This window comes from Paenibacillus sp. FSL R5-0341, assembly GCF_037975235.1.
GTDB lineage: Bacteria > Bacillota > Bacilli > Paenibacillales > Paenibacillaceae > Paenibacillus > Paenibacillus amylolyticus_A.
Genome location: NZ_CP150241.1, coordinates 1,375,355 through 1,401,583, shown reverse-complemented (window position 1 = coordinate 1,401,583; position 26,229 = coordinate 1,375,355). Strand labels below are relative to the sequence as shown.

Here is a 26,229-nt window from a genome sequence, read left to right as displayed (position 1 = left end):
AGTAAGATATATAGTGTAAATATTCATAGAAGAAACATGATTTTGCGTTTCTATGTATATTCATGTAGTAACGCAATCCATAGCTAGAATAAACGATGAATATTTTAATCTTGAATTTAAACTTATGAATAAAGGTGAACTCATGCGAAAACCAAGAGTGCTCTTATTATCGGAAGGATTCGGTACCGGTCACACTCAGGCCGCTCATGCGCTGGCACATGGTATCAAAAAAGTCAGTCCACATGTTCACAGTCGTGTCATTGAACTAGGCAAATTTTTAAACCCAACGGTGGCTCCGCTAATCTTTTCTGCATATCGAAAGACATTGTCGGTTCAACCCAAACTGGTCAGCCTGTTGTACCGTACCCAGTACAACAAATCATTAAACGGCTTTACCAAACTGGCGTTACACCGAATTTTCTATACACAGACGGCGCAGGTTGTATCCCAGCTGAAACCGGATGCGGTGATCTGTACCCATCCTTTTCCAAATGCAGTGATCTCCCGGCTCAAGCGCCAGGGTCTGAATATTCCACTCTATACCGTCGTGACGGATTATGATGTGCATGGAACATGGATTAATCCTGAAGTGAACAAATATCTGGTCTCTACCCCTCAGGTCAAAGCATTGCTTGAGATCCGGGGTGTCGATCCCTCTCACATTCAGATCACAGGAATTCCTGTGCATCCGGACTTCTGGGAAGCAGGCGACAAGGTGAAGCTGCGAGAAGAGATGGGGCTTCAGAACATGCCTACCGCGCTTCTCATGGGTGGAGGCTGGGGACTTTCTTTTGATGAGGATCATATGAAAGCTCTCACGTCCTGGGCAGATCGTGTGCAAATGGTCTTCTGTCTTGGAAGCAACGAGAAAATGATCGCGAAAATGAAGGAAATGCCTTGCTTTCAACACCCTAATATTCGCATCCTGGGATACACGCGGGAAGTAAGCAAACTGATGGATGTATCCGATGTGCTGATCACGAAGCCAGGTGGCATGACATGCACTGAAGCGCTAGCCAAGGGTCTACCGATGCTGTTTATCCCTCCGCTGGCAGGTCAAGAGGAAGAGAACTGTGAATACTTTGTACAAGCCGGATACGGTCAGGTCATTCACTCTGCCGACGTAATCACCAATCGTTTTAGACAATTATGCGAGCAGGCATCCTCTCAAGCTGAAAGCCCGCTGAACGTAGCCCTTAATTCAGGTAATCGTTCAGCCTATGATCCAACGTGTTGTGCACAAGCTGTCCATGACTTATTATTCCCGACAACATCCGAAGTCACAACAACGTCCGTGGAGCGCTTCACAGCCGGAATTACTGCCACGTCCTTGTCAGGTACCAGAATGCCATTCTGATGCCTCTATGGACCTATAGAACAGCTCTCACGAGGTGTTCTAGGGGACAAGACAAATACTCCTTATATACAAAGAAGGTTCCCTTCCGTCATTTTGGAAGGGAACCTTCTTTTATTTTCGCTAAATCCACCGTATGATTTGGCAGAAAAAAGGGTAATTTAGAGTATAACGATATTTGAGAATAACGAAATAAAACTACGATTCAGGCTTTTTCAAGGTCTGTGCGATGCACACACAGTTAACTACCCTGCCTGTTTGCAGAATTTACGGGTCAATTACTTGTAAAATGTATGATGACCGATCGTTTTTACTTTTTTCTTCGAGCGGGCAACTGTCAGATCGTCGGCAAGCGTCAATGACAAGAAATAATACGTATCATCGGCAACTTCCTTCTTCCCATTCAGCGCAGCATTGACTGCTTTGATACTGTCCTCATTGGGAACCACACGTTTCAAACGTCCGTTCGCTACAGGACTGAACTGGGATTTCTGATGGATGACCTTGTAGATGGTATCGGGAAAATTGGCTGACCGCAGCCGGTTTAAGACAACATTGGCAACTGCCACCTTGCCTTCGTACGGTTCACCTTCTGCTTCTGCCATGACGATTTTTTGCAGCAGATGCAGTTCTTTATCGGACACACTGTATGACCAAGTTGCAAGTTTCGAGTCTTCCTGGTTCAAAAGTTCGGTCCGCGTAAAGTATAGTTTTTGGGGGGGAGTTGTTACAGCAGCTACCGCTTTGGCACGTTCCACTTTGGCCAATTTCAGTGCAGCTTCTTTTTTGGCTTTGGCCGCAGCTACAGCTCTAGCTTTGTTCTTGGCCTTGGCTTCTTGCAGTTCCTGCTCTTCTTGAGTAGTCGTAAGCCAGTTCTTCGCTGGCAGAGTTTCAGTCCACGCTACGGTTTGGGTAGACAGATTAGAGGACAGACTTGTCCCATCTTCCATCATACGCCTCTCTTCTTGCGTAGATGATTGGTTATTTTGCACAGAAGCCGCAAGTTCGGTCATCTGTTTACTATCACTAGCTTCATTCCACTTCCCCGTCGCCTGAACGACATTTACCCCCACTATACATACAAGCAGCACTGATAACATCGGTGCTACCCAACGATTCTTGCTTATAATGTTCATTCGAAGATTCCTCCTGTCGAAACAATTCCCTAATCTAAGTAACCCAAAAAAAAGAATTTGAATAACGATGGCTAATATTACATAGGGATAAACGTAATGTCAATGTGATTTTATGGCATAAAAATGATTTTCAGGAAAAAGAGAACGTATCCACGACCTCATACATTGGCGATTGTCCAAGCCTTGTCACATAAAGTACAACGTCCTCCACCATCCATGAATTAGCACCTGTGGAATGTTCCGGAAGCACTCCGGACACCCCTTTATTCTCATTACCTGGAATCTGCCCCAGAAACTTTCTGGCGATTGTAATGTGCGGAGCAAATGGTCTTAATTCAGCTTCATACCCAAGGGTTGAAGTAGCCTTCACGATCTCTTTTTGTAATGAAAGCAACTGATTCACCTCTCCGCTAACACCTTTCCAGAGCACTTTAGGGGCTTCTTCAAGCCCAAATGTGCCCCAGCCCGATAGCTGAAGTTCGAAAGCCTGGAATCCGGCTGCTGCTGAGCGCAATGCTTTTCGCAGATGTCCAATGTCACTAACGAAGGTGTCCCCCAGAAATTGCAAGGTTATATGAAAATCTCTATGATCTGTCCATTTACGAAAATCAAGCTTGTTCTGTACAAGCCTCGCATCCATCTGAAGAGACTGCTGAACAGCTACAGGAAGACGAATCGCTACAAACAATCTTTCCCGCCGGGATGCATGATCCTGATATGATTGGTTATTCATTGCATACACCTCTCTAAAGTTCGCTCTATTATTTCATAACTATACATATTGTTTCAAGTTGGGTAAGTATAGAGTGACACAAAGATCAGATTTTGCAAATAAGGCTAGATTCCTGCATTTTCCACCGTAATGCACATCCAACATCAAATCTGATACACTTCAATTATCAAACTCATCAAACTATATATCTCAGGAGGACCACACATTATGGGTAAAATTGTATGTTTTCCATCTCTATCCGAAGAACAGCAACAACGCATTCAGAATGCTGCGCCGGGATACACCCTGAAATTTGGAAAAGCCAAGGAATTGGACCCCGCTGAGTTGAAAGAGGCTGAGATTATTTTCGGCTGGTCACCACTCGTCACTGAACATGCTCTGAAACAGGACAGCCTGCTGAAGTGGGTCCAGGTCTGGTCCGCAGGTGTGGACAGTCTCCCATTCGCCGATTTGCAACAAATGAATGTTCAGGTCACCAGTGCAAATGGAGTCCATGCGATTCCAATCACCGAAATCATTCTGGGCATGATGTTATCCCACAGTCGCTGGCTGAGACAAGCCATGTTGCACCAACAACAGTCCGAATGGAAAGCTCCTGCCAAACCATTGCCGGAACTGCATGGAAAAACAGCGGTCATCGTTGGTGTGGGTGAGATCGGAACCGAAACAGCCCGCGTCCTCAAAGCACTCGGCATGCGCACAATCGGAGTTCGCCGCTCAGGTAAGGATGTCCCCAATGTGGATCAAATGTACGACATGACCGGTTTACATGAAGCCTTGAGCCAGGGCGATTATGTAATTAACATTTTACCGCTAACTGATGAAACCAAACATATATATGATCAAACTGCATTTGAGCAGTTCCGATCCGGTGCCTGCTTCGTCAATGTGGGCCGTGGCCCGAGTGTGAAAACGGACGCCTTGCTGAGCGCGCTCCAAAATGGCCAGGTTGCCTTCGCCGCACTGGACGTGTTTGAAGAAGAACCCCTTCCGGCAGACCACCCGCTATGGGGCATGGATAACGTGTTAATTACGCCTCATATCGCAGGAAGTACAGAGCAATACGCAGATCGAGCAGTCGATATTTTCGTCAAAAATTTGGAAGCTTATGTCGCTGGCGACACCCTGCCGGTGAACCTTGTGGATTATAGTCATAAATATTAACACAAACACCCGTTCCCATGCAATATTGTGCAAATCAGATCAACGATATCAATTGAACTAAAAAGATTTAGACTTACAACTCCGATGACAGAATAACCTTCCGATTACTGTTATTCCCAGATTTTTTGATTCACTTTTATAAAAGTGAAAATCTGTGAATAAAGGCGAAGAGTATGCTTCCGATGCAGCTTTCTTACAGAAAGCTTTTAGCTCCGCTTCTTCAGTTTTTTCTGTCCTCTCGTTCTCGTCTAAACAGTTAGTTCAAACGGATATTGTAAGCAATAAAAAAACTCTACCTCTGGAAATTTCCTCAGAGGTAGAGTTTTTGTTTTTTTGCGCTTACATACACAGCCAAATATGACGTATAAACGTGCCTTTGTTTACTGTTCGGTACTCTTTTACCATCCATCCCGCTTCCAGCAAGTGCTCTTCTACCCACTCTGTGGAAACAACAACTGCCCGTTTTGCCAATCCGCGCAAGCTCTCCAGCATGGCTCGTTGCTCATCATCCGGGAGTACAGAGCAGAGATTATAAGGCATGTCCAGAATTGCTGCATCATACAAACCTTCCAGTTCATTCATATCTCCCAGTGTGATTCGATCCGAATCATATCCATAATGCGGCAGATTGATACGTGCACCTCGGACAGCCAGAGGATTCAGATCGTTACCTTTTGCATCAATTCCCATGGATAAAGCTTCAATTACAACTGTTCCCATGCCACAGCAGGGATCAAGCAACCGGTGATTCTCCACCTTCGGAATAGCAATATTAACCAGCGCTCTCGCGAGCGTGATGCCAAATCCAGTGGAGTAGTTTTGCGGCTTCTGTCTATGAATTTGCCAAGATCGATCCGCTTCTGTCCACTGGCCCAAGATCCATTTTTCTCCTGTTTGGATTAGGCCGAAAGTCACCTTAGGTTGCTTCATCTGCGCTTTGCCTTTAATGCACATGCCGACTTCTTTTTCCAGTTGACGAGACTGTGCATAATCAGGTGCATGATCGCCTTCTTTCAGACAAACTACCTTAAATGTATCTCCTGGCAACAACTGGATCTCTTTAGCAAGAGGAAGCAGATCCGTCACAGTGTTCCCTTCACCGATCACGTCCAGTCTGCCATGGATAAAAGGGCTACGTCCAGGTGGAATACATCGTTCGGACCACACATACGAGCCCCCATCTAAGCAGATATCCGAACTCGGTTCAAGTAGCGTGCTCAGCTCCAGCATGCACAATTCGCGCTCGTTCTCATGACAAGCAAAGGTATAGAGGTATTTCCCAGAAACAGGGTGAACACCATGTAATTCATCAGGCAAAGTTATCCTCTCCTTCCTTCAAAACTTATGTTTTCTTCTATATAAATACTAGCCTATTGAAGACATAGCGAATATCGGCTGTTACGTTAGCTTCAGGTAGTCATTGTATACAATGTCAGGCTCCTAGACAACTATCATTTCCTTGCACGTATCTAATAGTTAGAAAAAAATAAGGCATTCCCATTATTCGGGAACACCTTATTTTATTTGAGATTAGAACTATAGAAATCGACTCGTTTTGTCAGCTTACGTTACAGGCAACAGGCTCAAAATCGTGCTGAATTTCCACAAATCGTCGCCTGTGTGAGTCCAGTTTCTTCTATTATAAGAAGAAGGTTATATTTTTAATTTTTCAATGGATGTAAGCAGATCTTCAGACAATTCTTTCAGACTTTGAATATTGCCGCTAATCGTTTCCATGGAACTAACCTGCTCTTCTGCCGATGCCGAAACTTCTTCCACACTGGCTGCCGATTGTTCCGAAACAGCGGAAATCTGCTGACTGAAATCATTCATGCGTCCGCTTGCTTCCTGCATGCCTGCGAGACCATCCGTCATGGTGCCGATAACACCAACCATTCCTTCCACCGATTCATTAATTGTACGGAACAGTTGACCCGAAGCAAGTACATGTTCCTGACCCAGTTCGGTCTCCTGAACGCCCGTGCGCAATTCTGCAACTACCCCTTGTGAATCCTGTTGAATATCCTCGGTAATCGCCGTAATCTCTTCCACTGAAGTCTGCACAGCCTCAGATAACTTCCGTACTTCTGATGCCACTACGGCGAATCCGCGTCCACTCTCTCCTGCACGTGCTGCCTCAATGGAGGCATTCAATGCAAGCAGGTTGGTTTGGCGTGCAATGTCGTGAATGACCTGAACCAGCTTAGAAATATCTTCATTTTTACGATTTAACCGTTCCATCTTGCTCATGGAAGCCGAGACCGAACCGGAAATCTGTTGCATCTGCTGCACCGACTGTTCCATCGCCTTGCGACCATTCAGCCCTTGCTCCAGTACACGATCGGACATGGCACGCAGCTGGCTGCCTTGTTCCGTATGCTTCTGGATGTGATCATTCAAAGCTTCAACCGTACGTGCGGATTCCACGGCCGTCTCTGCCTGGCTTTCCGCCGCCTTGGCTGACTCTTCCATTGTCACAGCAATTTGCTGACTACCAATCTTAACCTCTTCCGAAGAGATTGCCAGTTCACCGCTCTGTCGATTGACAGCTTCCGCAATTCGTCTGACGCTCAGCACCATGGAAGTCAGGTTACCTTTCATGTCATTCACCGCTTTGGCCAGAACACCGACTTCATCCTCATGTTTGGTATGTATGTCCTGAACATTCAATTGGCCTTCTGCAATCAGTTTCACCGCACTAATGACACGTAGCAGCGGTTTTACGACCTGTGAACGAATAATCGGAATACTGATCGCTGTAATAACAATCATGATGAGAACTCCAAAAATGATGAACAATCTGCCATCCTGCACAGATCTGATCGTTTGAGCGGCAGCAAGATTGGACTGTTCCTGATTGTATTCCACAAGATAATCCAGATCGACTTGCATCGCGTCAAAGGAATCAGCACCTTTTTCCGATACTTCTTTCGCCAGCTGTGTCTGCCCCTCATCACTCAGCTTGATCGATTGCGTATTAATCTTGAGATATGCTTCCCATTTATTCTTAAACGCAGTCCAGTGTTCGAGTTCATCCGGAGACTTCTCCTGCTGATCATAGATTTTAATCGCCTGCGTCGTTTCACGAATATACTTGGTACGCTCTTCTGACAAGAATGCCTTGTCCGATTCATCCGCGTCAAAGTGACGATAACTTAGTGACAGGACATGCTCTGTGGTATAGTTTAACCGGTTAATTTGCTGGATTGATGGCATCCAATTGTTCGTAATTTCGTTGGTGTTGGATTCAATAGAATTCATCCGGGTGACAATCGTGACACTCAAAACAATTAAACAGAGGATTAACAAGTAGAACGCGATGCTGATACGCAGACCGATACTCTTGATCTTGAATCTGCTGAACATATGATTTCCCCCTTGACCTCTTCGGCCATCCCGAATTCAGGTGTTTTGTCATTGTTTTTCCCTTCTTTTGACCTCTTGTCAAAAGCACTTATCTATATTATATCGATAGGAAAATAGACGTAAAGTATTATAACATTATTTTGTTAGAGAGATGCTTTATTTTGTAAAAGATTGTTGAATTTTAACAACGTCCAAAAAAAAGCTGCAGCATACGGCAAATTCCCGATCTGCAGCTCTTCAGTTTGTTCGGATTCATGCTTCAGCCAACAATCGGTAAGAATCCAATCTTCGCTCGTAATCGGGCCCAGCCGTAACCAGCAGCATACGTTCCGTATCCAGTCTACGGCTCACTTGTTGTAATTGAATCCATACCTGCTCAGGTGTACCTGCGTAGTGTCGAACCGCTTCGTTATGGTCATCAACGCCTGTATCATTCGTGTTCGAGGCCGAGACCGTATCGGAATTCTGCTCAGGTGAACGTTCTTTTCCATCCGCCCTGCGTCTCTCCGCCATGTCACGACTCCAAGCCAAAGCATCCGTCTCTGACTCGGCACACAATACACTAACAGCCACCATAACCTCCGGCTCCTTCATGGTTGCACTGGGTATGAACCCTTCACGGTACCGCTTTACAGCCTCTGTACCATCGGTATCACTCATGAATTGACCAAAGACATATCCCATGCCAAACTGTGCAGCAAACTCTGCGCTCTTCACATTTGTCCCCAACATCCAAAGCGATAACGGAAGCTTGGGAATCGGACGCGCCGTCACGGGATGATCCTCGTACATGTAGCGGTCTTCGAGCAGTTCCGTCAGTGCTGCGAGCGATTCAGGCAGCTTGGACACATGTTGCAAGTAATTGCCACTGAGTGCCATCGTCGCATGAGGTCCACCGCCAGGAGCACGTCCGAGCCCCAGCTCAACACGCCCCGGGTAGAGCGCAGCAAGCAGACGGAACGATTCCGCCACCTTGAGCGGGCTGTAATGCGGCAACAGGACCGCACCGGAGCCAAGTCGAATCGTTGTTGTCCTTGCTCCGATGTGGGACAGAAGCACTTCGGGAGAAGCTGATGCGAGTTCAGCCATATCGTGATGCTCTGACGTCCAGTATCGGGCGTATCCCCACGCCTCAGCATGTTGCGCAAGTGTCACCGATTGTTGAAGCGCCTGTTCCGCTGTGGCATCATTTAACCTTGGAACAAGGTCAAGTACGCCCAGACTGAACGTCTCACTCATTCTCGTAGCCAAGCGTCTCATCTCCCTTTATCTTGGTTAACTCTAATCCAGATCGTAGATGGAACCCACCTTCAGACCGTAGAGTTCATTGTATATTTTCTCGGCAAATGCATCCGTCATTCCTGCAATATAATCGATCACCATGTGTTCCCAAGTCCAGATCGGCTGGGCTTTGGCTTGATCCTTCTCATACCGTTGCAGCCAGTCAGATGGAATAATGGATTTGGACGTTTCCGGATCAAGGAATGCATCCCATAACCGCTTAATCATCCATTCACTACGCTTCTGCAACCGCTGGACACGCAGATCACGAATCATGGTCACCCATGCAAAGCTTTTGAGCACACTCACCGTACGCAGCATGTCGAGGTCTTCAGCCCCTTCACGGACAAAGGTTACCTTCTTCCAGTCACCGTCGTCAATAACGCCCAGACTGCCTACAAAAAAGCTCACCCAGTAGGCTTTCACCTCACGGCGGGTACGCGAGTAATCATGCTCGCAGAACGGCATCTTCTCATTCCAGATGCGCAGGAACGAAGCGAGGACATCTTCTACCTTTTGCCCAATGGCTTCTCGAGTCCACCCGTTCCAGAACAGATCCTCCAGCGTCGTAATCTTATCCACAATCAATCGATTCACATGCGGATCTTGCAGGAAATGCTCATGAACTTCAATTTTGCCTGCTTTGATGCCATCCTCCAGGTCATGCGAGGAGTACGCGATATCGTCGCAAAGGTCCATCAGCTGTGCTTCCAGCGTCTTCTTGCCTGCCGGCACGTTCCAGCGATCACGGATCTCACGAATATATTGCCACTCATGATGATACATGCCTTTCTTGCTCTCGGTCCCAGGGTAGGGATATTTATTAATTCCCAGCAATACTGCATCAGACAGGTTCAGCCCGTCGATATCTTCACGTTTCTCCAAGTGCATAATGAGGCGGAAGTTGTGCGCATTGCCTTCAAAATGCTCATATTTCCGTTTAAGCTCGGCACGCACCTCGGACTCCACCTTGGGAACTTTGGCCCCGCGGCTTTTCTTCATAATTTTCTTAGCCTCGGTGTTAATGAGGTCATCCAGAATGCCGTCCAATACTTCTTCACCTTTATGTCCAAAAGGCGGATGACCGAAGTCATGTGCGATTGCAGCGCACTCCACCACTTCTGAATCAATAATAAGACCCGGGTTATCCGCCCGATCCCAGTCCACCTCGGGAAATCGACGAATCAGACTTCGGGCAGCCTCTCGTGCAATCTGTGCCACCTCCAGGGAATGGGTCAAGCGAGTACGATAATAATCGCCCGTTCCTGCGCCAAACACCTGCGACTTGCCCTGTAACCGACGAAAGGTCGGTGAATGAATGAGTCTGGAATAGTCCCGTTCGTACGCCGCACGAGATCCATCCAATTTGGTTAATTCGGGATATTGTCTATGTTCTCTCAGATCGTTCCATTGCATGGGGATCACTCCTAGCCGACTGTCTCTATTTTGAGTGATTATACACAACATCTGTGGTTTCGAAAAGTAAAACCTGTCTGTGATTGTCATCTCTTCTTACATCATCTTGTGATGAACAGTCATCTTCTCTTATTATACCCTGCCAGACTATCATCCGTGCATCTAAATGATAATGAATCATATTGAACTCACTATTTCACATATGCTCGCTCCCATGGCAGAACAACCATAAGTACTTACTCTGCCAGGGTGACCGTTACGGTTACGGATCGTTCTTATGATCGCTGTTGTCTCCAGGTTTTCTGAATTCCCTCTACTAAGGGAAAAACCTGGAGACAAAGGCGAACGCTTCACTTCTGCAGAATCGATTCCGTCCCCTTCACTACTTTTGCTGTTTGATTCACTCCCAATTTAAATGACATTACATCCTTATAAAGGGGGAATTCTTCAAAACTTTGAAAGGCTAAAAAATCCCATTAAAATGTTCATCCATCACTTCAATAATAGTCTGCCTCCCCCGCGCCCTCCCCGTTGTGGGTAAAAACAAAAAAAACCGACAGGACGGAAATGCCCTGTCGGGGTGGAGATAGTGGGTGCAAAGATGTTACACCATAACCTTACAGATATCGTTGGTGAACTCTACTGGATCTTGAATTGGCAATCCCTCGATCAGTAATGCCTGGTGGTACAGGAGGCTAGTGTAGAGGTTCAGCTTTTCCTGGTCCTGCGCGAAAGCGTCTTTCAACGATTTGAAGACATCGTGATTTACGTTGATCTCCAACACTTTATCAGCCTGTACATTTTCGCTGTTCGGCATAGCTTTCAGGATTTTCTCCATTTCAATCGTCAGCTCACCTTCAGTGGACAAGCATACCGGGTGGCTTCTGAGACGCTTGGAAGCTTTAACCGCTTTGACTTTACCTGCCAATTGAGCTTGCATCGCTTCAAACAACTCTTTGTTGTCATTGTCCTGAGCGTCCGTTTCTTCTTTGTCCGCGTTATCTTCGATACCCAGGTCACCACTGGAGATGGATTTGAATTCTTTCTCCTTGTAGTTCGTAATCATCTTGATTGCGAACTCGTCGATGTCATCGGTAAAGTACAATACTTCGTACCCTTTCTCAAGAACACCTTCGATCTGTGGCAGCTTCTCAATACGGCTAATGGACTCACCGGATGCATAGTAGATGTACTTCTGATCTTCCGGCATTCTGGAGACGTATTCGTCCAGGCTCACGAGTTTGCTCTCTTTGGAAGACGTGAACAACAGCAGATCCTGCAAGGTATCCTTGTTCACACCATAGTCGCTGTATACGCCATATTTCAATTGACGGCCAAACGCTTGATAGAACTTCTCGTAGTTCTCACGCTCGTCCTTCAACAGGCTTTGCAGTTGACTCTTGATTTTGTTCTTGATGTTCTTCGCGATCAGGCTAAGCTGACGGTCATGTTGCAACATCTCACGGGAGATGTTCAGGGACAGATCTTCGGAATCCACCATACCTTTGACAAATCCGAAGTAGTCTGGCAACAGATCTCCGCATTTATCCATGATCAATACACCGTTGGAGTAGAGTTCAAGGCCTTTTTCATACTCTTTGGTATAGTAGTCAAACGGCGTGTTCTCTGGGATGAACAGGATCGCATTGTATACTACTGCGCCATCTGCGCTGATGTGCAGGTGTTTGAGCGGTTTGTCAAAACCGTAGCGTTTTTCCATATAAAAGTTCGTATAGTCTTCTTCGGTCAGTTCACTTTTATTTTTACGCCAGATCGGCACCATGCTGTTCACGGTTTGTTCTTCTTGGTATTCCTCGAACTCATTCTCCGTGCCCTCTTTTGGACGTTGACCCGTTACATCCATCTTGATTGGGTAGCGAATGAAGTCGGAGTATTTCTTGATGATGGATCTCAGGCGGTACTCTTCCAAAAATTCGTCATACGAATCTTCTTCGGTATTTTCTTTGATCGTCAGGACGATCTCTGTACCTACGGAATCTTTCTCAGCTGGTGTGATCGTGTAACCATCCGCGCCTTCGGACTCCCATTTCCAAGCCTCGTCGCTGCCCAGCGTTTTACTTGTTACGGTCAGCTTGTCTGCCACCATAAATGCCGAGTAGAAACCAACCCCGAATTGTCCGATGATGTTGTGGCCGTCTTTTGCTTCATTTTCTTTCTTGAACGCCAGGGAACCACTCTTCGCGATAACCCCCAGGTTGTTCTCCAGCTCTTCCTGCGTCATCCCGATTCCGGTATCCGTCAGTGTGAGCGTGCGGTTTTCTTTGTCGATCGTGAGCTTGATGAAGTAGTCCTCTTTGTTGAAAACGAGCGCATCGTCCGTCAGTGCTCTGTAATAAATTTTATCAATGGCGTCACTGGAGTTGGAGATCAATTCTCTCAAAAAGATTTCTCTTTGGGTGTAAATGGAGTTGATCATCATATCCAGCAAACGTTTGGATTCTGCCTGGAATTCTTTTTTAGCCATGAGTGGTTGGACTCCTTTCAAATTGGATATCGAATGATTTGATTGAAAATAGAAAGTACATCCTTGAGTCTTTCATGCAAAACGCTACAATGCTAAAAAACATTCAAATCGCTTGTTCCGCTAATTATGGGATTCCCTTCTCAAACTCAGCACTTCAGTTATTGTCGTTCTCTAATGGCCGTTCCGGTTACGGATCGTTCTTTTGATCGCTGTTATTCCCAAATTTCTTTGATTCCCTCTAAAAAGGGAGAAATTCGGGAATAAAGGCGAACGCTTCGCTTCTACAGAATCGATTCCGTCCCCTTCACTACCGAGGTGTTCCGACAAATAACTTAATGATGCTGAGACATTTTCAAATGGGAAACTCCATGAGCAGAAGATACATTTCGATTTCAGAAAAACTTTTCTAGCCACTTCACGCGCATGTCATATCCCAAGGTGAACTTTATCTATTATCAAAAACAGAATCATTCCATATGTAGTCGTGTAGTAAAAACATCATCTGTTAGCACTCTAATGATCGGAGTGCTAAACCCTTCCTTTTATATAACATATGGGAAAATTGGGTGTCAATACGAAGGCGGTTATTTTAACAAAAAGATCGAATAACCTTTTCGTTTTGGAACATGTCTCCATATTTTAACGTAATCACGCTAGTAAAACAAAAGCCGACTCGAACCAAAGTTCGAACCGGCATGGGGAAAGACATTTACGGTTAGAGTTAGAGTTGGAGCAGAAGTCAGAGCCTTCTACTTTTTCGCCATTTTCGGATCAAGGGTATCGCGCAGTCCATCGCCCATTAAGTTGAAGCCGAGCACGGTCAACATAATGGAAACGCCGGGGAAGATTAGTGTCCACGGTGCTTTTTGTATAAACTGACGGGAGTCCGACAGCATTTTACCCCATTCCGGGTCGGGTGGTTGCGCGCCCATGCCCAGAAATCCAAGTGCAGCGGCCTCGATGATCGCCGTCCCAATTCCGAGTGTACCCTGCACAATCAGCGGAGTGAGGCTGTTGGGCAAGATATGACGAAACAAGATTCGCCCGTTGCCAGCTCCAAGTGTCCGTGCCGACGTAATGAATTCCTCCTGTCTCAAGCTGAGTACCCGTGAACGCACCAATCTTCCGTAGGTCGGGATGTTCACGATGGCGATGGCGAGCAGTGCATTTTGCAACGACGGGCCCAATATCGCCACAATGGCGATGGCTAGCAAAATCCCGGGAAATGCGAGCAAAATATCAAATAAACGCGAAATGAGCATGTCCGCCCATTTTCCATAAAATCCGGCAATCAGACCAAGCAACGTACCCGCAATAATGGAACCAATGACGGAAAAGAAGCCCACCCACAGTGAAATACGCGCTCCATGAAGCACTCTGGAAAATACATCACGCCCCAGATCATCGGTACCAAACCAATGCTCTGCCGAAGGGGCCTGGAGCCGATCCACCAGTACCTGCTCCTTATAATCGTAAGGTGCGATGTATGGCGCGAGGAAGGCCAACAGAATAAAAAACACGATAATGATCAGGCCTGCAAGCGCAAGCCGATTTTTCCGGAACGTTCTCCACGCTTCCCGCCACGGACCGGCTGTGCTCGCTGTTGCAGCTTCAATGGATGGTCCAGTATTGGTCGATAATTTGGCCATACGGCGTCTCCTTTCCTGGATATGATTGAATGATGAATGCCCTATTTATAACTAATTCGAGGATCAAACACGGCGTAGAGCAGGTCCACAATCAGGTTAATCACCACGAAAAAGAATGCCACGATCAGAATGCCACTCTGGATCACTGGATAGTCCCGCGAACTAATCGCTTCATATATATAGCGTCCCACGCCCGGCCAGGCAAAGATCGTTTCGGTCAACACTGCACCCCCGAGCAACGATCCGGTCTGGATACCGATAACCGTAAGCACGGGAATAAATGCATTTTTGAGCGCATGTCCATATACGACAAAAAACGGACCCAGTCCCTTCGCCTTCGCTGTACGAATGTAATCGGAACTCATCACTTCCAGCATGCTGGAACGGGTCATCCGGGCAATAACGGCCATCGGAATCGTACCCAGTGCAACACTTGGCAGAATCAAATGTTTCGTTACGGTCCACAACTGATTCCATTGTCCGGCAATCATCGTATCCAGCACGTACAAGCCCGTAATGGCTTCCACCGGATCACGTGCATTCATTCGTCCAATGGACGGCAGCCACTGCAACTTGTTCGCAAACAGCCATTGTTCCATCAGACCGAGCCAAAAGATCGGCATCGATACCCCCACCAAAGCAATGACCATACAGCAATAATCAAACCAAGAGTTATGCTTCCATGCACTGACAATCCCGGCATTCACCCCAATAATGACAGCAAACAACATACTTGCCATCGTTAATTCAAGGGTTGCTGTCAGATAAGGCACAATTTCCTGGGCAATAGGCACCTTGGTACGGATGGATGTTCCCAGGTCACCTTTGAGTAAATCGCCCAAGTAGGCGAAATATTGCTGAAACCAGGGTTTATCCAGACCGAGCTGGTCACGAAGGGCCTGCTTGGATTGTTCGGTTGCCTTTTGCCCAAGTATGGTCTCAGCCGGGTCACCCGGAATGGCGTGGATGATGGAAAAGACGATCAGAGTCATACCCAGCAGCACGGGCAGCAACACAAGCACACGTTTGACAATATAGCTGTTCAATCCTGTTCACCTGCCTTCGACATATCGTGCAAAAATAAAAAGCGCCGGCAGACGCGCATGCTTTGGATAGTTACGTCCGGATGTGGGTTCTGCCAAGCATTGCGTCTCACCAGCGCTTTGATAGAAAGAATGGTTGATACGTTAGATGCATATTCAGATAGAGATAGAGATAGAAATTCAGTTTACCTCTGCGTTATTCGAAGTAAGCACCAGCATAAGATTCGCTGCCCAGCGGGGATGGTACGAAACCTTTCAGGTTCGATTTACCCGCCAGAATTGGCGTAGTGTGCACAAGTGGAATCCACGGTGCGTCTTCCTTGATAATCACCTGCGCTTGTTTGTACAGTTCGGCACGTTTCTCCTGATCTGTTTCTTTCTGCGCATCCGTCAGCAACACATGCAACTCTTCGTTAACATAGAAGCTGCGGTTGTTGCCCGGAATGGCGTCTTTGTCCAGCAACGTGTAGAGGAAGTTATCCGGGTCACCGTTATCACCCGTCCAGCCGAGCATGTAGATATCGTCTTTTTCCCCGGCTTTGGCATCATCCAGATACGTCGCCCATTCTGGGGATTCAATGTTCGTGGTCACACCAATTTTCTCAAAATCAGCCTGGATTGCTTCCGCCACCTTCTTGCCATCAGGCATGTACGGACGGGATACCGGCATCGCATAGAAAGTTACCGGTTCAGGCAATCCGTCAGGGAAGCCAGCCTCGGCTAGTAAAGCTTTTGCTTTTTCCAGATCATATGGGTAATCCTCAATAGTATCGTTGTACCCCCACAGCGTTGGCGGCATCGGGTTAACAGCAGGCTCAGCTTGTCCCGCAAAGAACGCATCAATAAGGGCCTGCTTGTTCACCGCATGATTGAGGGCTTGTCTGACTTTGACATTATCAAAGGGTTTCTTCTTAAAGTTAAAGCCGATATACGCCACGTTGAACGGTGGACGCTCGATCTTCTGCAACTCGCTGTTGCCTTCAAGGATGGACAGATCGTCCGGGTTCAGGTCTTCCATAACATCAATCTCGCCGTTTTGCAGGGCATTGAAGCGAGCGGTGTTATCCGGAATCGAACGCACGATCACTTTGTTCAGCTTCGGCAGTCCTTCTTTCCAGTAATCCACGTTTTTCTCCAGGGTGATGGAGTCGTTACGCTTCCACTCTTTGAATACAAATGGGCCGGTGCCCACAGGCTCGCTCTTGAAGTTTTCTTTTTTCTCCTGAATCGCGGTTGGGCTGGCAATGCCGAATGGCGTCATCGCAATATTTTGCAGGAAAGGCGCTTGTGGCTGGTTCAATGTGAACTCCACCGTAGTCTTGTCCGTCGCCTTCACTTCCTTGATCACACGTCCGTCCTCTGGACCAAACATGGAATCGTAATAGTCGAAGGAATCTCCTTCAAATTTATATTCACTCGCCGGATCGCCCCAGCGGTTGAAGTTGAACACAACAGCCTCCGCGTTGAAGTCAGTTCCATCATGGAATTTCACACCGGACTTCAGCTTAAACACATACTTGAGCCCATCCGCCGAAATTTCCCAGCTCTCAGCTAGTCCAGGAACGACCTCTGTTCCACCTTCCTTGTAGTCCAGCAACGAATCAAACACCTGATGTCCAATCTTCAGCGACTCCCCATCGGTTACAATTGCCGGGTCGAGTGCTACGGAATCCCCACCACGCCCCATAATCATCGTATCCTGTGCTACCGTTTCGGTTGGAGGGTCGGTTCCTTCCGCCGGAGCAGGCGTAGCCTCTCCACTCTCGTTACTGGAGCAACCGGACAACACCAATACGGTACTCAAGGCCATCGTCAGAACACCGGACATCCATTTTTTTCTCATTCGCATACGTACAACACCCTTCCCTGTCTCATAATGTGTGTGATGCTGGCATGAAAGATCTCCAATGTTGGCAATCGGTTTGGTGCTATGTATCATATAAAAGGCTTTAGATGCCTGCGATACCTGAATTAAAGTTCTGGGAAAAGTACGGCATGTATATGAAATTCAAAAACAGCATGGGATACGTATGGAATACAGATAAATATCAGATCGTGCAATGGATTAGGGACGTCGGTTGATTACTTTTATAGAAAATGAAAAAGGTTCAAAAACGAATCTTCTGAAATGAATCTATGGGATTGTTGCGTTTTATTTGAACTTAGGTCAATAAGCAACAGCGAATGGGTATGGACTGGAAAGAGCAAATTTAAGTTGGTAGATGGAAATTACGGATGAAAGAAACTCAACATAGGCTAGGTTGTTTGATGAATCGTGTAAGTTGTTTAATACGGTGGCTTTCTCTTGCAGATTGGATGTGTAAAACGTATGAGCGAGTCATCTTGAGATGTTGGATTGTACAACAGGGAGACATTACAATAACTTCGTATGTTATGTTTTTGTCATGATGAGGAGGATTATGTACATAAACCGTAGTGAAAAACAATTTCGTGTAACTTACTTTACATCACATTAATCAATTAGACAAGGGATTTACAGACATAAGTCTTCAACTTTATTATATGCGTTAGTATTACTTACACAAAATACAAAAAAGGAACACAGTTCGACAAAAAGCGTCCCATGTCCCTTCTCCATTCCATCCACATTGAGATAAAATCAACCTGTCATTTGCCAAGAATCAGCTCACTTTTTAAACAAACCTCTGCGATGCATCACGGTAATAAAACGGTAAAAATCATAACTCGCCCCATTATCGATGCTGAACAATGGATTTTTGGTGTCATATGCCAGTGCTGCATCCACAGCTGCTTTTGCCCATACTGGAACTTCCATTTGCTGACGCGCCTGCAGTTTGTCGACCTGGGATTTGAGCGCATCAAACGCTGCTTTCTCTTCGGCTGTCATCGGTTCGCCCCCTTTCGGTGGTACGGTTGGTGGATTCGGATTACTTGGATTCGTCGGATTGGATGGCTCCGGTGGTTTCGGAGTGGCTGCTGCGTATCTTGCTCTGAGCTGTGCCGCTGTTCCCTCGAATTCATTCATATCCACGTTGCCGCTAATGCCATTCACCTTGCCTGAATCCGTATACTGCCAGAACGTCCAATGCTTCCATGCCGGCTGGTCATCCGGTACACGGGTGTTGCTGTAACGCGCGATCCACAGATCATATGAGCTGAGTGATGTGTCAAAATTCCCGGCAAATGAATTGCCCGTGTATATGATCGGTTTTACACCTGTCAGACGTTGTAATTCGGTTAAAAAAGCTTTGGCAACTGTATTCATCTGCGCTTTGCTCAGGTTGCCAGGGTTGTTCTCGTAGTCCATCACGGGTGGCAGTTGTAGCGCTTTGGCGCCTCCCACTTTGTTAAGTGTATTGGCATAATGTACCGCTTCTGCCTTGGCACCATCGGTCGATGTCGCCCGGAAGAAGTGGTACGTACCCACCAGCATGCCTGCCGCCAGTGCGCCTGTTACATTTTTCTGATAATTCGGATCGGTATATGTCTGTCCCTCAGTTGCCTTGATGAATACAAATGTCATGCCACTTGCCTTCACCTTCGCCCAGTCAATATTGCCCTGGTATCGGGAGACGTCAATGCCCTGTGTGTTGCCTGAACTTCTCGTTTGCATGTTTCTCACACCCTTTATGCGGCAAATTGCCGTTTGTATATAGTTAATGCATTTGGATCAGGGGTTGCTTGTGTGCGTGTCCCTGATGTATTGAGTTATGTGTAGTTTCACGTGCTAGCTTGCTATAATCGCATTACTTCTTACTATTTTCAGTCTGTGAATCTTTGTCATCCGGATCTGCCTGTGAAAAAGAGTCTTTGGCACTCGGGGAGAAGTTCCCGGGAAGTTCCCCGGTTCCCCCTTTGCCCTTGAGCACTTCAATGGCTTGCCGAATCACTGGCGGGATTGGAGCGCCCAACTTGCCCCCATTTTCAATGATGGACAACAACTCATTTGCGATATAAAAAAAGGCGACCGCATCCCTGAACAAATGTCCGTCTCCCAGAACACCGTCCACCAGATGAGCCACCGATACCATTGCAAATATAAATACCTTTCGTGCAATGCCGAACATGCCGACATTACTTTCTAGCTTGCCACTCATGCCCGCCGCCGCGATACCAGTTAGGTAGTCGAGGATGACGAACACGAGTAGTACGCCGAGCACGCCTGACCATCCACCGAAGAAGTAGGTTACTGAGCTGCTCATGAGCGCAATTCCCCATTTCCATAGGGTGTCCCATCTTTCCATAATTTCACCTCCTTTGGTTTTATAGATGTATGCCATATCAGCTTACATCTATAATCATCGAACTCGTCATTTCCATCGTGCCAGCAGGTAAGTATGCTCCTGATATGTCAAGATTTTTCCGGTTAAAATTCCCTCATCTGAACAGGGCTCCGCCCCCTTAAATATGAAAAGTCCACTGAATCCAGAGGATATGAGAATAGCACACCACTTGGGTACGCATGTTAAATCTCTAAAATGTAGTCCTCGACTGCTTGCCGATAATCAGCATCGGTGATGCCATCAAGCAAGTACACCTGTCCAGTCTTAGGATAGTCCTTTATTCAGAATTCTCTCTGCCGCAATACGCACAACTACATCGTTCACCATTACAAAATCCCTCCTGTATTCTCATTGGCTGACACACAACTTGATCTTCCAATTCTTTGATATGTTCTTCCGGAGTTAGTTCAGCAAAAATCCTTTCGATCACGGGGAGTTTTGTTTCAGGATTGATCTTCACAATTCGATAAATATTATAGTCGATCTCATCATATTTCAGGTCAACTTATTCTAATTTCGTGATCTCATTTCGCGGCGATCCGTCACCTTGCACAAATGAGAATACAATCTCCCCGTCTTGATCATAAATGATCCTCACCTGTTTGCATCCTATCTTCACCTCCATTTCAGACGTGCCACATCTGATCAAAGCATGCACGGCCCTTTACAGCGCTACAATCCGGAAATTTTTAACATCGACGTAAAGGTTAGACGCAGATGGAGAATTATTTGAATCTACATACACACACAAAGACATAGCAGTGTCCATGTTAAACGCTGTTGGTTTGGCGTAAACAATAGGTGTCCAAGGTGTAGTGGTGATTCCTACCTGTCTATCACCAATGAAATACATGCTTTCTGTTGATGGGTTTGCAATTCGCACCGACATCAGCGAAACGCCTGTCAAGTTGGTTGTTTTCGGTGCAAGTTGCCACACTACACTCGCAGCATCAACTAAAGCCAAATAAATAGACGCTGGACCCTCTGTATTTATTTTGTACCCCATTTTTGCAGATACAATTGTAGGGTTTATAGATATTAGTTTAGTTCCTGCTGGAAATGTTGCGATCGTATACGCAATTCCCGTCTGTAAACGAGATATAGAGGTTAATACGTTGTCTATTGCTGGAGTTACATCTTGGATCGATGCTGATACCGCACCATCCAACCTGTAATTACCCAATGAGTAAATATCTATCCCTGGCATTACGTCACCTCTTTACCGCTGATGTATACACTGATAGCGTTATTTGCCGAACAACTCATTTCGATTGATTCTCCACTTGTCAATATCTGATCTAAGAAAGGTATAGTCACTGTGTCATTTGCATTTATTTGATGATCAAAAATAACGTATGATCCTCCGAATCTCAACCTAAAAGTTACTGCGGCACTTGTTATGTTACACAAAGTAACTGCCTTGACCATAGTTGTCGCATTAACAGGAACGCTGTAATAGCTACCCAGAGTAACCGAGGACACTGCTTTAAATAATCTCTTTGTTACTACCGCCATCTATAACGCCCCCCATAGGTTTTCTTCTGGTGTTTGTAATACCCAAGATTCCCAAATCATCAATCGCATAACTCTGACATATACTGATCCTGTCAATACATCAGTTACTCTTTGCATCATAAAATCGCTGCTAAATGCATTGCCTATAACCTCGATGTAACCTGCACTTAGACCAATAGGTCCATTTATTGATGAGTCGCAGGTGTATTGACCAGGATCGATTAATTCATCCAAGTTTATACCAATACTGAGCCTTTTAGATAACCCTGTATCTTGAGTAAGTGCATATTTTTGCCACGGTTTAGCATCCAAATCCGCTTGCGTTGCAACACCAGCATCAATCTTTTCGAAAATCATATTAATACTATCCCGGGTCACTCTTTCGTTCCCCAAGGGAAGAGGTAATTTCAGTCGATCTGTTTCCTGTGGCATTACGCCCACACCTCCAATTCATTCCACGTCAGTGACGCGGAATCCAGTTCATCCCAAGTTTTCTGCTTCTTGTCCAGGTCGTCCCAGATCAGATAGCGATACTCATATTCCACGGCCATATGGGCCGGCTTCAACTCTTCAATCGCACGTTTAAGATCGTCGATATTAGGCGGGGTGCCCATCGTATCCACAAAGCTCACCGTAAAACTCCACAATTCCGGCTGAAACGTTACATCCACTTTTCCCCCGGCATATGCCTCAGCCACATTCACAACTTGTCTCCCCGAAAACTTTCCGGCACCACGCAGCTTCGACTCCACCACGGCACGCCTTTGTTCCACAGGTTTGAGACGATCGGTCTCAATGCCAAGCTCCTGCTCCCAGAAATCCAACCCCCACGTCGCCGTGCGGACAAAAAACTGCTCCAGCGTCTCATCCAGTGCCTTGTACAGCAGATCCATTTCACTGCCTTTGGCCTGCATATCGGCCTGCATCACTCGTGAAGTCTCATAATACCTTGGCAAATACGAGAACAGCTCCCGCCCTTTCTCACTCGTCAGTCCAACATCTACAATAGAAGGAGCACTCATGCCCTGTCCCCTCCCTTCCTTTCACATCAACAGGGAGCGTTTCGCTCACCATATCCAACCCAGATCGGCGTATTTCTCCCAATCTTCCTTGGTCTCCGCACTCCAAAACTACTTCCTCGTCCACCATCTGCCCAATGTTACTCATGAACATCCACCGTCCCCAACACGGCCACCTGGTTCGCGGTCATCTCAATATTCTGGTCGCTTACACCATTCACGGTAAGCTCCGAATAATCGATAATCGGCGGAATATCCAGCAGAATCGCGGCAATGCGGGTGTAACGAACGAGTGGATCGGCAAAAGCCAACTGTTTCAGATACGCGGTCACCCCGCGTTCGATTAATGCCCGTACATCGGCCAATGTCGCATCACTAGCAAGAGTCAGCTTCACCTGAATATTCATCGACACTTCCACGGCTGGCATCACGGACACCACTGGCCCCGCCGGTGCAACGCCTTCACCCTGTCCATCCTGCGTGGGGTCAACGTACTTCTGTACCGCCGCCACCAGATCGATGCCCGCAGCGCGTTTGTCCGTGTCCAGCAGATACAATCCCACCGTGCCCGGACCCTGCCATAACGGAATGACACGCGTTGCACCAACACCTGGTACTTCACTGGCCCATTGCACATATTGCGATTTGTTGCCGCTCGTTCCTTGATTGCGGACTTTGGCATAAAAACGTTCCAACAACGCCGTGTCTGCCTCAATATCTGCACCGCCTTTGATCACATCAACGTTCGTGACAGAGGTCACGCCACTTACAGGTGTAGACAGCACAGTTACCGTGCCAGCAGGCACATTGCTTTCTTTTCCGGCAACAAGCGCTCGCACACCTACCATCCCGGAGCCCTCAGCATCCAGTTCCAATCGTCCCACTGTCTCATATTCGAGCGAAGCTTCAGCAGACACTTCATCCGCGAGCGTAGCTACGACCGTTCCCGCAGGCACCACTTTCCCCGGCGTACCCATGAACCTCACTGCACCTTGTGCTGCCACCGCAGCTCGCCGTGTGATGCCGTGCTCTCCTGCCCGTAGATCCAGCTCTTCCGAACGAAAATTTGGATCACTGCTCGTAGCCGTACTTGCAAACCCCCGCCGCAATAATTCTTGCGCCCATAAAGCCGCTTCAGACAGCATAAACGCAACCGGAGCCTCCGCATCCCACAAGAACGAACCCTCCGACTTATCCAGATCCGCGGGCAGACGATCCAGCATGCGCTGCATAATCTGTTCCTCCGTCTGGTCCTCCAAATAACGCGGAATCTCAGCCATCCCGTCAGATCACCTCACTTTCCAGAATAAACATCTCTTCCTGCACACTCGCCACCCGGCACGAGAACATACACTGCTCCCGATTCCAATCAAACGTGAACTGGTCTACCGAATCCGTCCGTGGATCAGCCAGCAACGTCTCCGTCACCATCCGGGTAATCTCACTTTCCATCACACCCCGGCTATCACCCTGCCCTACCAGATCCTCCAGCTCCGAACCATAGTTCCGGGAGTAAATCACATGTCTGTACCGTGGCGTTTTCACTGCCTTGATGCACCATTGCACCCAGGCTTCATGCCCACCAGCCGCAGCGACTTTACCACTTGGGGTCAATACAAAATCCCCTGCATCGTAATCAAATCGCCAGCTCCGTCCAAAGCGTGCCTCTTCCGAATCCGCCCCCGACAGATCCTCCTCATCTCCCCAGACCACACCCGTTTCCGGGAACAAACTAGGCATGCGCACTCACCACCTTACACAACACCACAATGTCGTTGCCGCCATTCACCCGCATCGCCAGTACGCGATCTCCCGCTTTTAATCCTTTACCAAGAGACCACACCGCTTCTTCCACTTCCTCTTCTTGCAAAAGAAACCGTCCCGTGCCCGTCGTTCCGCCGTTTGCCACGTCAGGTATACCGGAAATCGCGCCAGCAGCCTCGCGCTCCGGCAGTCCAAGCGTGCCCGGTAACTCGGCCACGAGATAATCCTGCACTTCGTGCTTGAAATCATCCAGCTTCACGCCGGATGAGGTCATCGTACCCAGTACTGCTCCCAGACCGCTCACGGCCTGACGGGAATGTGTACTCATCGCACCCCGCATGACGTCGGCAAAATGCCCATACGGATCATCTTTATTCAAGGTAATACCTCCTTTTCACCAGCTCAGCAGTCCCAAGCTCCAACGTCATCGTTCCAGGTCCGGCTGACAGATCACGGCTGACCGACATGACGATTAGCTTCAGCCCTTTTAACAACACCGCGTCCCCGGCGCGGATCGTATTCACATCCGGTGCGGATATCGTAAAGGTCTCCTGAATACCCGTCAGATGACTTTTCGCCAGTTTTTTCGCCGCAGTTGTCGATTTCACCTGATCGTCTTCAATCAGCTTTTGCAATGTGCCCAGTTCTTCCACACCATCCTGCTCAATTGCGAGCACTTTGGAAGGAACTTCTTTACCACTGGTAGACTCCGACGCTGCCATCACTTTGACTTTGGTAACCGCCCCTTCGAGCGTACGCATCTGGGTCAGATCAATTAGTCGATCAAGCTCATACACCTTTGCATTACTTCCGACCTGAAAGAGCTGTAACCCGCCGGGTGTCATCCGTGGATGATACATCTCCCCGCCGGACTTCGCCGTTTCCTTCAGATCGGCAAACATCATCGAGAAGATCGTCTGTGACCGATACACGGCTTTTCCCAGCTTTGTCTTGGTTTCCGGCAATGTAGCGTATGGAATCTTCCACTCTTTGGCGTAGGTTTTGAGTCGCTGCGTAGCAGTCTGATCCTTCGGCAACAGGAACTCATCCTCCGATTTTTCCAGATAAATCATCCGGTCGTACACCGTGAGAGACAGCCGCTTGGTGCCGCTGTTCGAGCTTTCCACCTCCCAGATGACCGCAGGATGCAACAAGTGAACCATGGATTTTTCGCCAAAAGGAACCCCGCTAATCCTCACCGCCATACCCGGTGAGATCGAAGGCAGACCAGAAGACGCAGACACCGCCAGCCGGATGTTGGCCTGATACGCAATCTGGTCCAGCGAGTCCTTCAGCGTAATCGTCTCCACCAGCTTGGTGATGTCATATTTGTCGTCGACAATGACCTTGTAGGTCATGGCATCACCAGCTTTTGCCCGGGCTTGATCCGGTTCGGATCACTCCCGATGATCTTTGCGTTGAGCTTGTAGATCTCGTTCCATTTGGAACTGCTACCCAGCTCCAGCTTTGCAATTTTGGACAGGGAGTCACCAGATTTGACAGTGTAGGTCTTGCTGGTTTTTTTCAAATCGGTACGCGAACCTGACTTGCTCCCGGATGCCGCAGAGCCCACCTTCTCCACCTTGGAATCCCGCCATGTGCGCAGGGTCAGGTCGAAATAAATATCCCCTGTCTCCCCTCCACGAAAGCTCGAATTAAGCGAAACAATAAAAACAGGCACGTTCACGCCCGTCTCTGAAATGATGAAACGCAGCGGCTTTTTGGAGATCAGAAAGGTGTTCAGCAAATTCATCGCCACACGTGGATCTAGAAAAGATTTTTCATTCATGCAATAGGACGGATCAAATCTTTTGGGAAAAAAAGAAGAGAAGGTGATCTCCTTCATCTTCTCCCCTTGTGCAAAATCAAACTCGCCATGCTCCAACATATTGACCGTTTCATATCCCTTAGACCTGGAAATATTAACTTCTTCAGGGTTCACTGGGAATTGAAATGGAGTGTTGCCGTCCTTCAACGTAAATGACATTTTGTTAGGACCAACTTTATCTTCAAGTACTGACATATCTGCGGCCTCCTTT

23 protein-coding genes are annotated in these 26,229 nt (G+C 47.4%); 2 read left to right on the top strand and 21 right to left on the bottom strand.

Annotation, left to right across the window (positions count from 1 at the left end):
- The first annotated feature begins 142 nt into the window (after positions 1-142).
- On the top strand, positions 143-1,357 hold the full coding sequence (locus MKX75_RS06175; protein ID WP_339170374.1) for a glycosyltransferase: 1,215 nt from the start codon (positions 143-145) through the stop codon (positions 1,355-1,357).
- Between the two features lie 275 nt (positions 1,358-1,632).
- On the opposite strand, the gene MKX75_RS06170 is transcribed toward MKX75_RS06175, so the two are convergent.
- Entirely contained in the window at positions 1,633-2,490 is an 858-nt protein-coding gene (locus MKX75_RS06170; protein ID WP_339168904.1) for a cell wall hydrolase, read from the bottom strand.
- A gap of 130 nt (positions 2,491-2,620) precedes the next feature.
- The gene (thpR, locus tag MKX75_RS06165) at positions 2,621-3,223 is read right to left on the bottom strand and encodes an RNA 2',3'-cyclic phosphodiesterase (RefSeq protein WP_339168903.1); all 603 of its coding nucleotides are present in this window, start codon (positions 3,221-3,223) and stop codon (positions 2,621-2,623) included.
- A 207-nt stretch (positions 3,224-3,430) separates the two neighbouring features.
- On the opposite strand from thpR, the gene MKX75_RS06160 reads away from it, so the two are divergent.
- A complete protein-coding gene (locus MKX75_RS06160) occupies positions 3,431-4,387 on the top strand; it encodes a D-2-hydroxyacid dehydrogenase (RefSeq protein ID WP_339168901.1) in 957 nt (318 codons plus the stop codon).
- Between the two features lie 339 nt (positions 4,388-4,726).
- Here MKX75_RS06160 and MKX75_RS06155 read toward each other — a convergent pair whose 3' ends face one another.
- The 19 genes from MKX75_RS06155 to MKX75_RS06065 form a co-directional block, all read right to left on the bottom strand.
- Positions 4,727-5,704 (bottom strand): RNA methyltransferase, encoded by a 978-nt coding sequence (locus MKX75_RS06155; RefSeq protein WP_339168899.1) that lies wholly within the window; start codon positions 5,702-5,704, stop codon positions 4,727-4,729.
- Between the two features lie 336 nt (positions 5,705-6,040).
- Entirely contained in the window at positions 6,041-7,753 is a 1,713-nt protein-coding gene (locus MKX75_RS06150) for a methyl-accepting chemotaxis protein (RefSeq protein WP_062833026.1), read from the bottom strand.
- A 252-nt stretch (positions 7,754-8,005) separates the two neighbouring features.
- Positions 8,006-8,992, bottom strand: coding sequence for an MsnO8 family LLM class oxidoreductase (locus tag MKX75_RS06145; RefSeq protein ID WP_339170370.1), 987 nt, complete (start codon positions 8,990-8,992; stop codon positions 8,006-8,008).
- A gap of 42 nt (positions 8,993-9,034) precedes the next feature.
- Entirely contained in the window at positions 9,035-10,450 is a 1,416-nt protein-coding gene (gene dgt / locus MKX75_RS06140) for a dGTP triphosphohydrolase (RefSeq protein ID WP_062833025.1), read from the bottom strand.
- 604 nt (positions 10,451-11,054) lie between these two features.
- A complete protein-coding gene (gene htpG / locus MKX75_RS06135; protein ID WP_339168898.1) occupies positions 11,055-12,935 on the bottom strand; it encodes a molecular chaperone HtpG in 1,881 nt (626 codons plus the stop codon).
- A gap of 749 nt (positions 12,936-13,684) precedes the next feature.
- On the bottom strand, positions 13,685-14,584 hold the full coding sequence (gene nikC / locus MKX75_RS06130; protein WP_145146408.1) for a nickel transporter permease: 900 nt from the start codon (positions 14,582-14,584) through the stop codon (positions 13,685-13,687).
- A gap of 41 nt (positions 14,585-14,625) precedes the next feature.
- A complete protein-coding gene (locus MKX75_RS06125) occupies positions 14,626-15,630 on the bottom strand; it encodes an ABC transporter permease (RefSeq protein ID WP_017690144.1) in 1,005 nt (334 codons plus the stop codon).
- A gap of 193 nt (positions 15,631-15,823) precedes the next feature.
- Positions 15,824-17,470 (bottom strand): ABC transporter substrate-binding protein, encoded by a 1,647-nt coding sequence (locus MKX75_RS06120; RefSeq protein WP_339168897.1) that lies wholly within the window; start codon positions 17,468-17,470, stop codon positions 15,824-15,826.
- 804 nt (positions 17,471-18,274) lie between these two features.
- Positions 18,275-19,222, bottom strand: a complete 948-nt coding sequence (locus MKX75_RS06115) for a glycoside hydrolase family 25 protein (protein ID WP_339168896.1) — start codon at positions 19,220-19,222, stop codon at positions 18,275-18,277.
- 133 nt (positions 19,223-19,355) lie between these two features.
- Positions 19,356-19,853, bottom strand: a complete 498-nt coding sequence (locus MKX75_RS06110) for a phage holin family protein (protein ID WP_339168895.1) — start codon at positions 19,851-19,853, stop codon at positions 19,356-19,358.
- Positions 19,854-20,556: 703 nt separating this feature from the next.
- Positions 20,557-21,099: a hypothetical protein gene (locus MKX75_RS06105; RefSeq protein WP_339168894.1), complete on the bottom strand. Its 543-nt coding sequence runs from the start codon at positions 21,097-21,099 to the stop codon at positions 20,557-20,559.
- The gene (locus MKX75_RS06100; protein ID WP_339168893.1) at positions 21,099-21,407 is read right to left on the bottom strand and encodes a hypothetical protein; all 309 of its coding nucleotides are present in this window, start codon (positions 21,405-21,407) and stop codon (positions 21,099-21,101) included. The genes MKX75_RS06105 and MKX75_RS06100 overlap by 1 nt, the downstream gene beginning before the upstream one ends.
- Positions 21,408-21,839: a pyocin knob domain-containing protein gene (locus MKX75_RS06095; protein WP_339168892.1), complete on the bottom strand. Its 432-nt coding sequence runs from the start codon at positions 21,837-21,839 to the stop codon at positions 21,408-21,410. It abuts the gene before it with no gap.
- Positions 21,839-22,429, bottom strand: a complete 591-nt coding sequence (locus MKX75_RS06090; protein WP_339168891.1) for a YmfQ family protein — start codon at positions 22,427-22,429, stop codon at positions 21,839-21,841. Before MKX75_RS06090 ends, MKX75_RS06095 begins: the two co-directional genes overlap by 1 nt.
- Positions 22,430-22,566: 137 nt before the next feature.
- The gene (locus MKX75_RS06085; RefSeq protein ID WP_339168890.1) at positions 22,567-23,706 is read right to left on the bottom strand and encodes a baseplate J/gp47 family protein; all 1,140 of its coding nucleotides are present in this window, start codon (positions 23,704-23,706) and stop codon (positions 22,567-22,569) included.
- A 4-nt stretch (positions 23,707-23,710) separates the two neighbouring features.
- Positions 23,711-24,166, bottom strand: coding sequence for a DUF2634 domain-containing protein (locus MKX75_RS06080; protein ID WP_339168889.1), 456 nt, complete (start codon positions 24,164-24,166; stop codon positions 23,711-23,713).
- Positions 24,159-24,569 carry a hypothetical protein gene (locus tag MKX75_RS06075; protein ID WP_145320658.1) on the bottom strand — a complete coding sequence of 137 codons (411 nt, stop codon included), beginning with the start codon at positions 24,567-24,569 and terminating at the stop codon, positions 24,159-24,161. The genes MKX75_RS06080 and MKX75_RS06075 overlap by 8 nt, the downstream gene beginning before the upstream one ends.
- Complete coding sequence (locus tag MKX75_RS06070; RefSeq protein ID WP_339168888.1) at positions 24,562-25,548, bottom strand: phage portal protein; 987 nt, start codon at positions 25,546-25,548, stop codon at positions 24,562-24,564. The genes MKX75_RS06075 and MKX75_RS06070 overlap by 8 nt, the downstream gene beginning before the upstream one ends.
- Positions 25,545-26,177 (bottom strand): LysM peptidoglycan-binding domain-containing protein, encoded by a 633-nt coding sequence (locus tag MKX75_RS06065; protein ID WP_339170369.1) that lies wholly within the window; start codon positions 26,175-26,177, stop codon positions 25,545-25,547. Before MKX75_RS06065 ends, MKX75_RS06070 begins: the two co-directional genes overlap by 4 nt.
- Between the last annotated feature and the right edge of the window lie 52 nt (positions 26,178-26,229).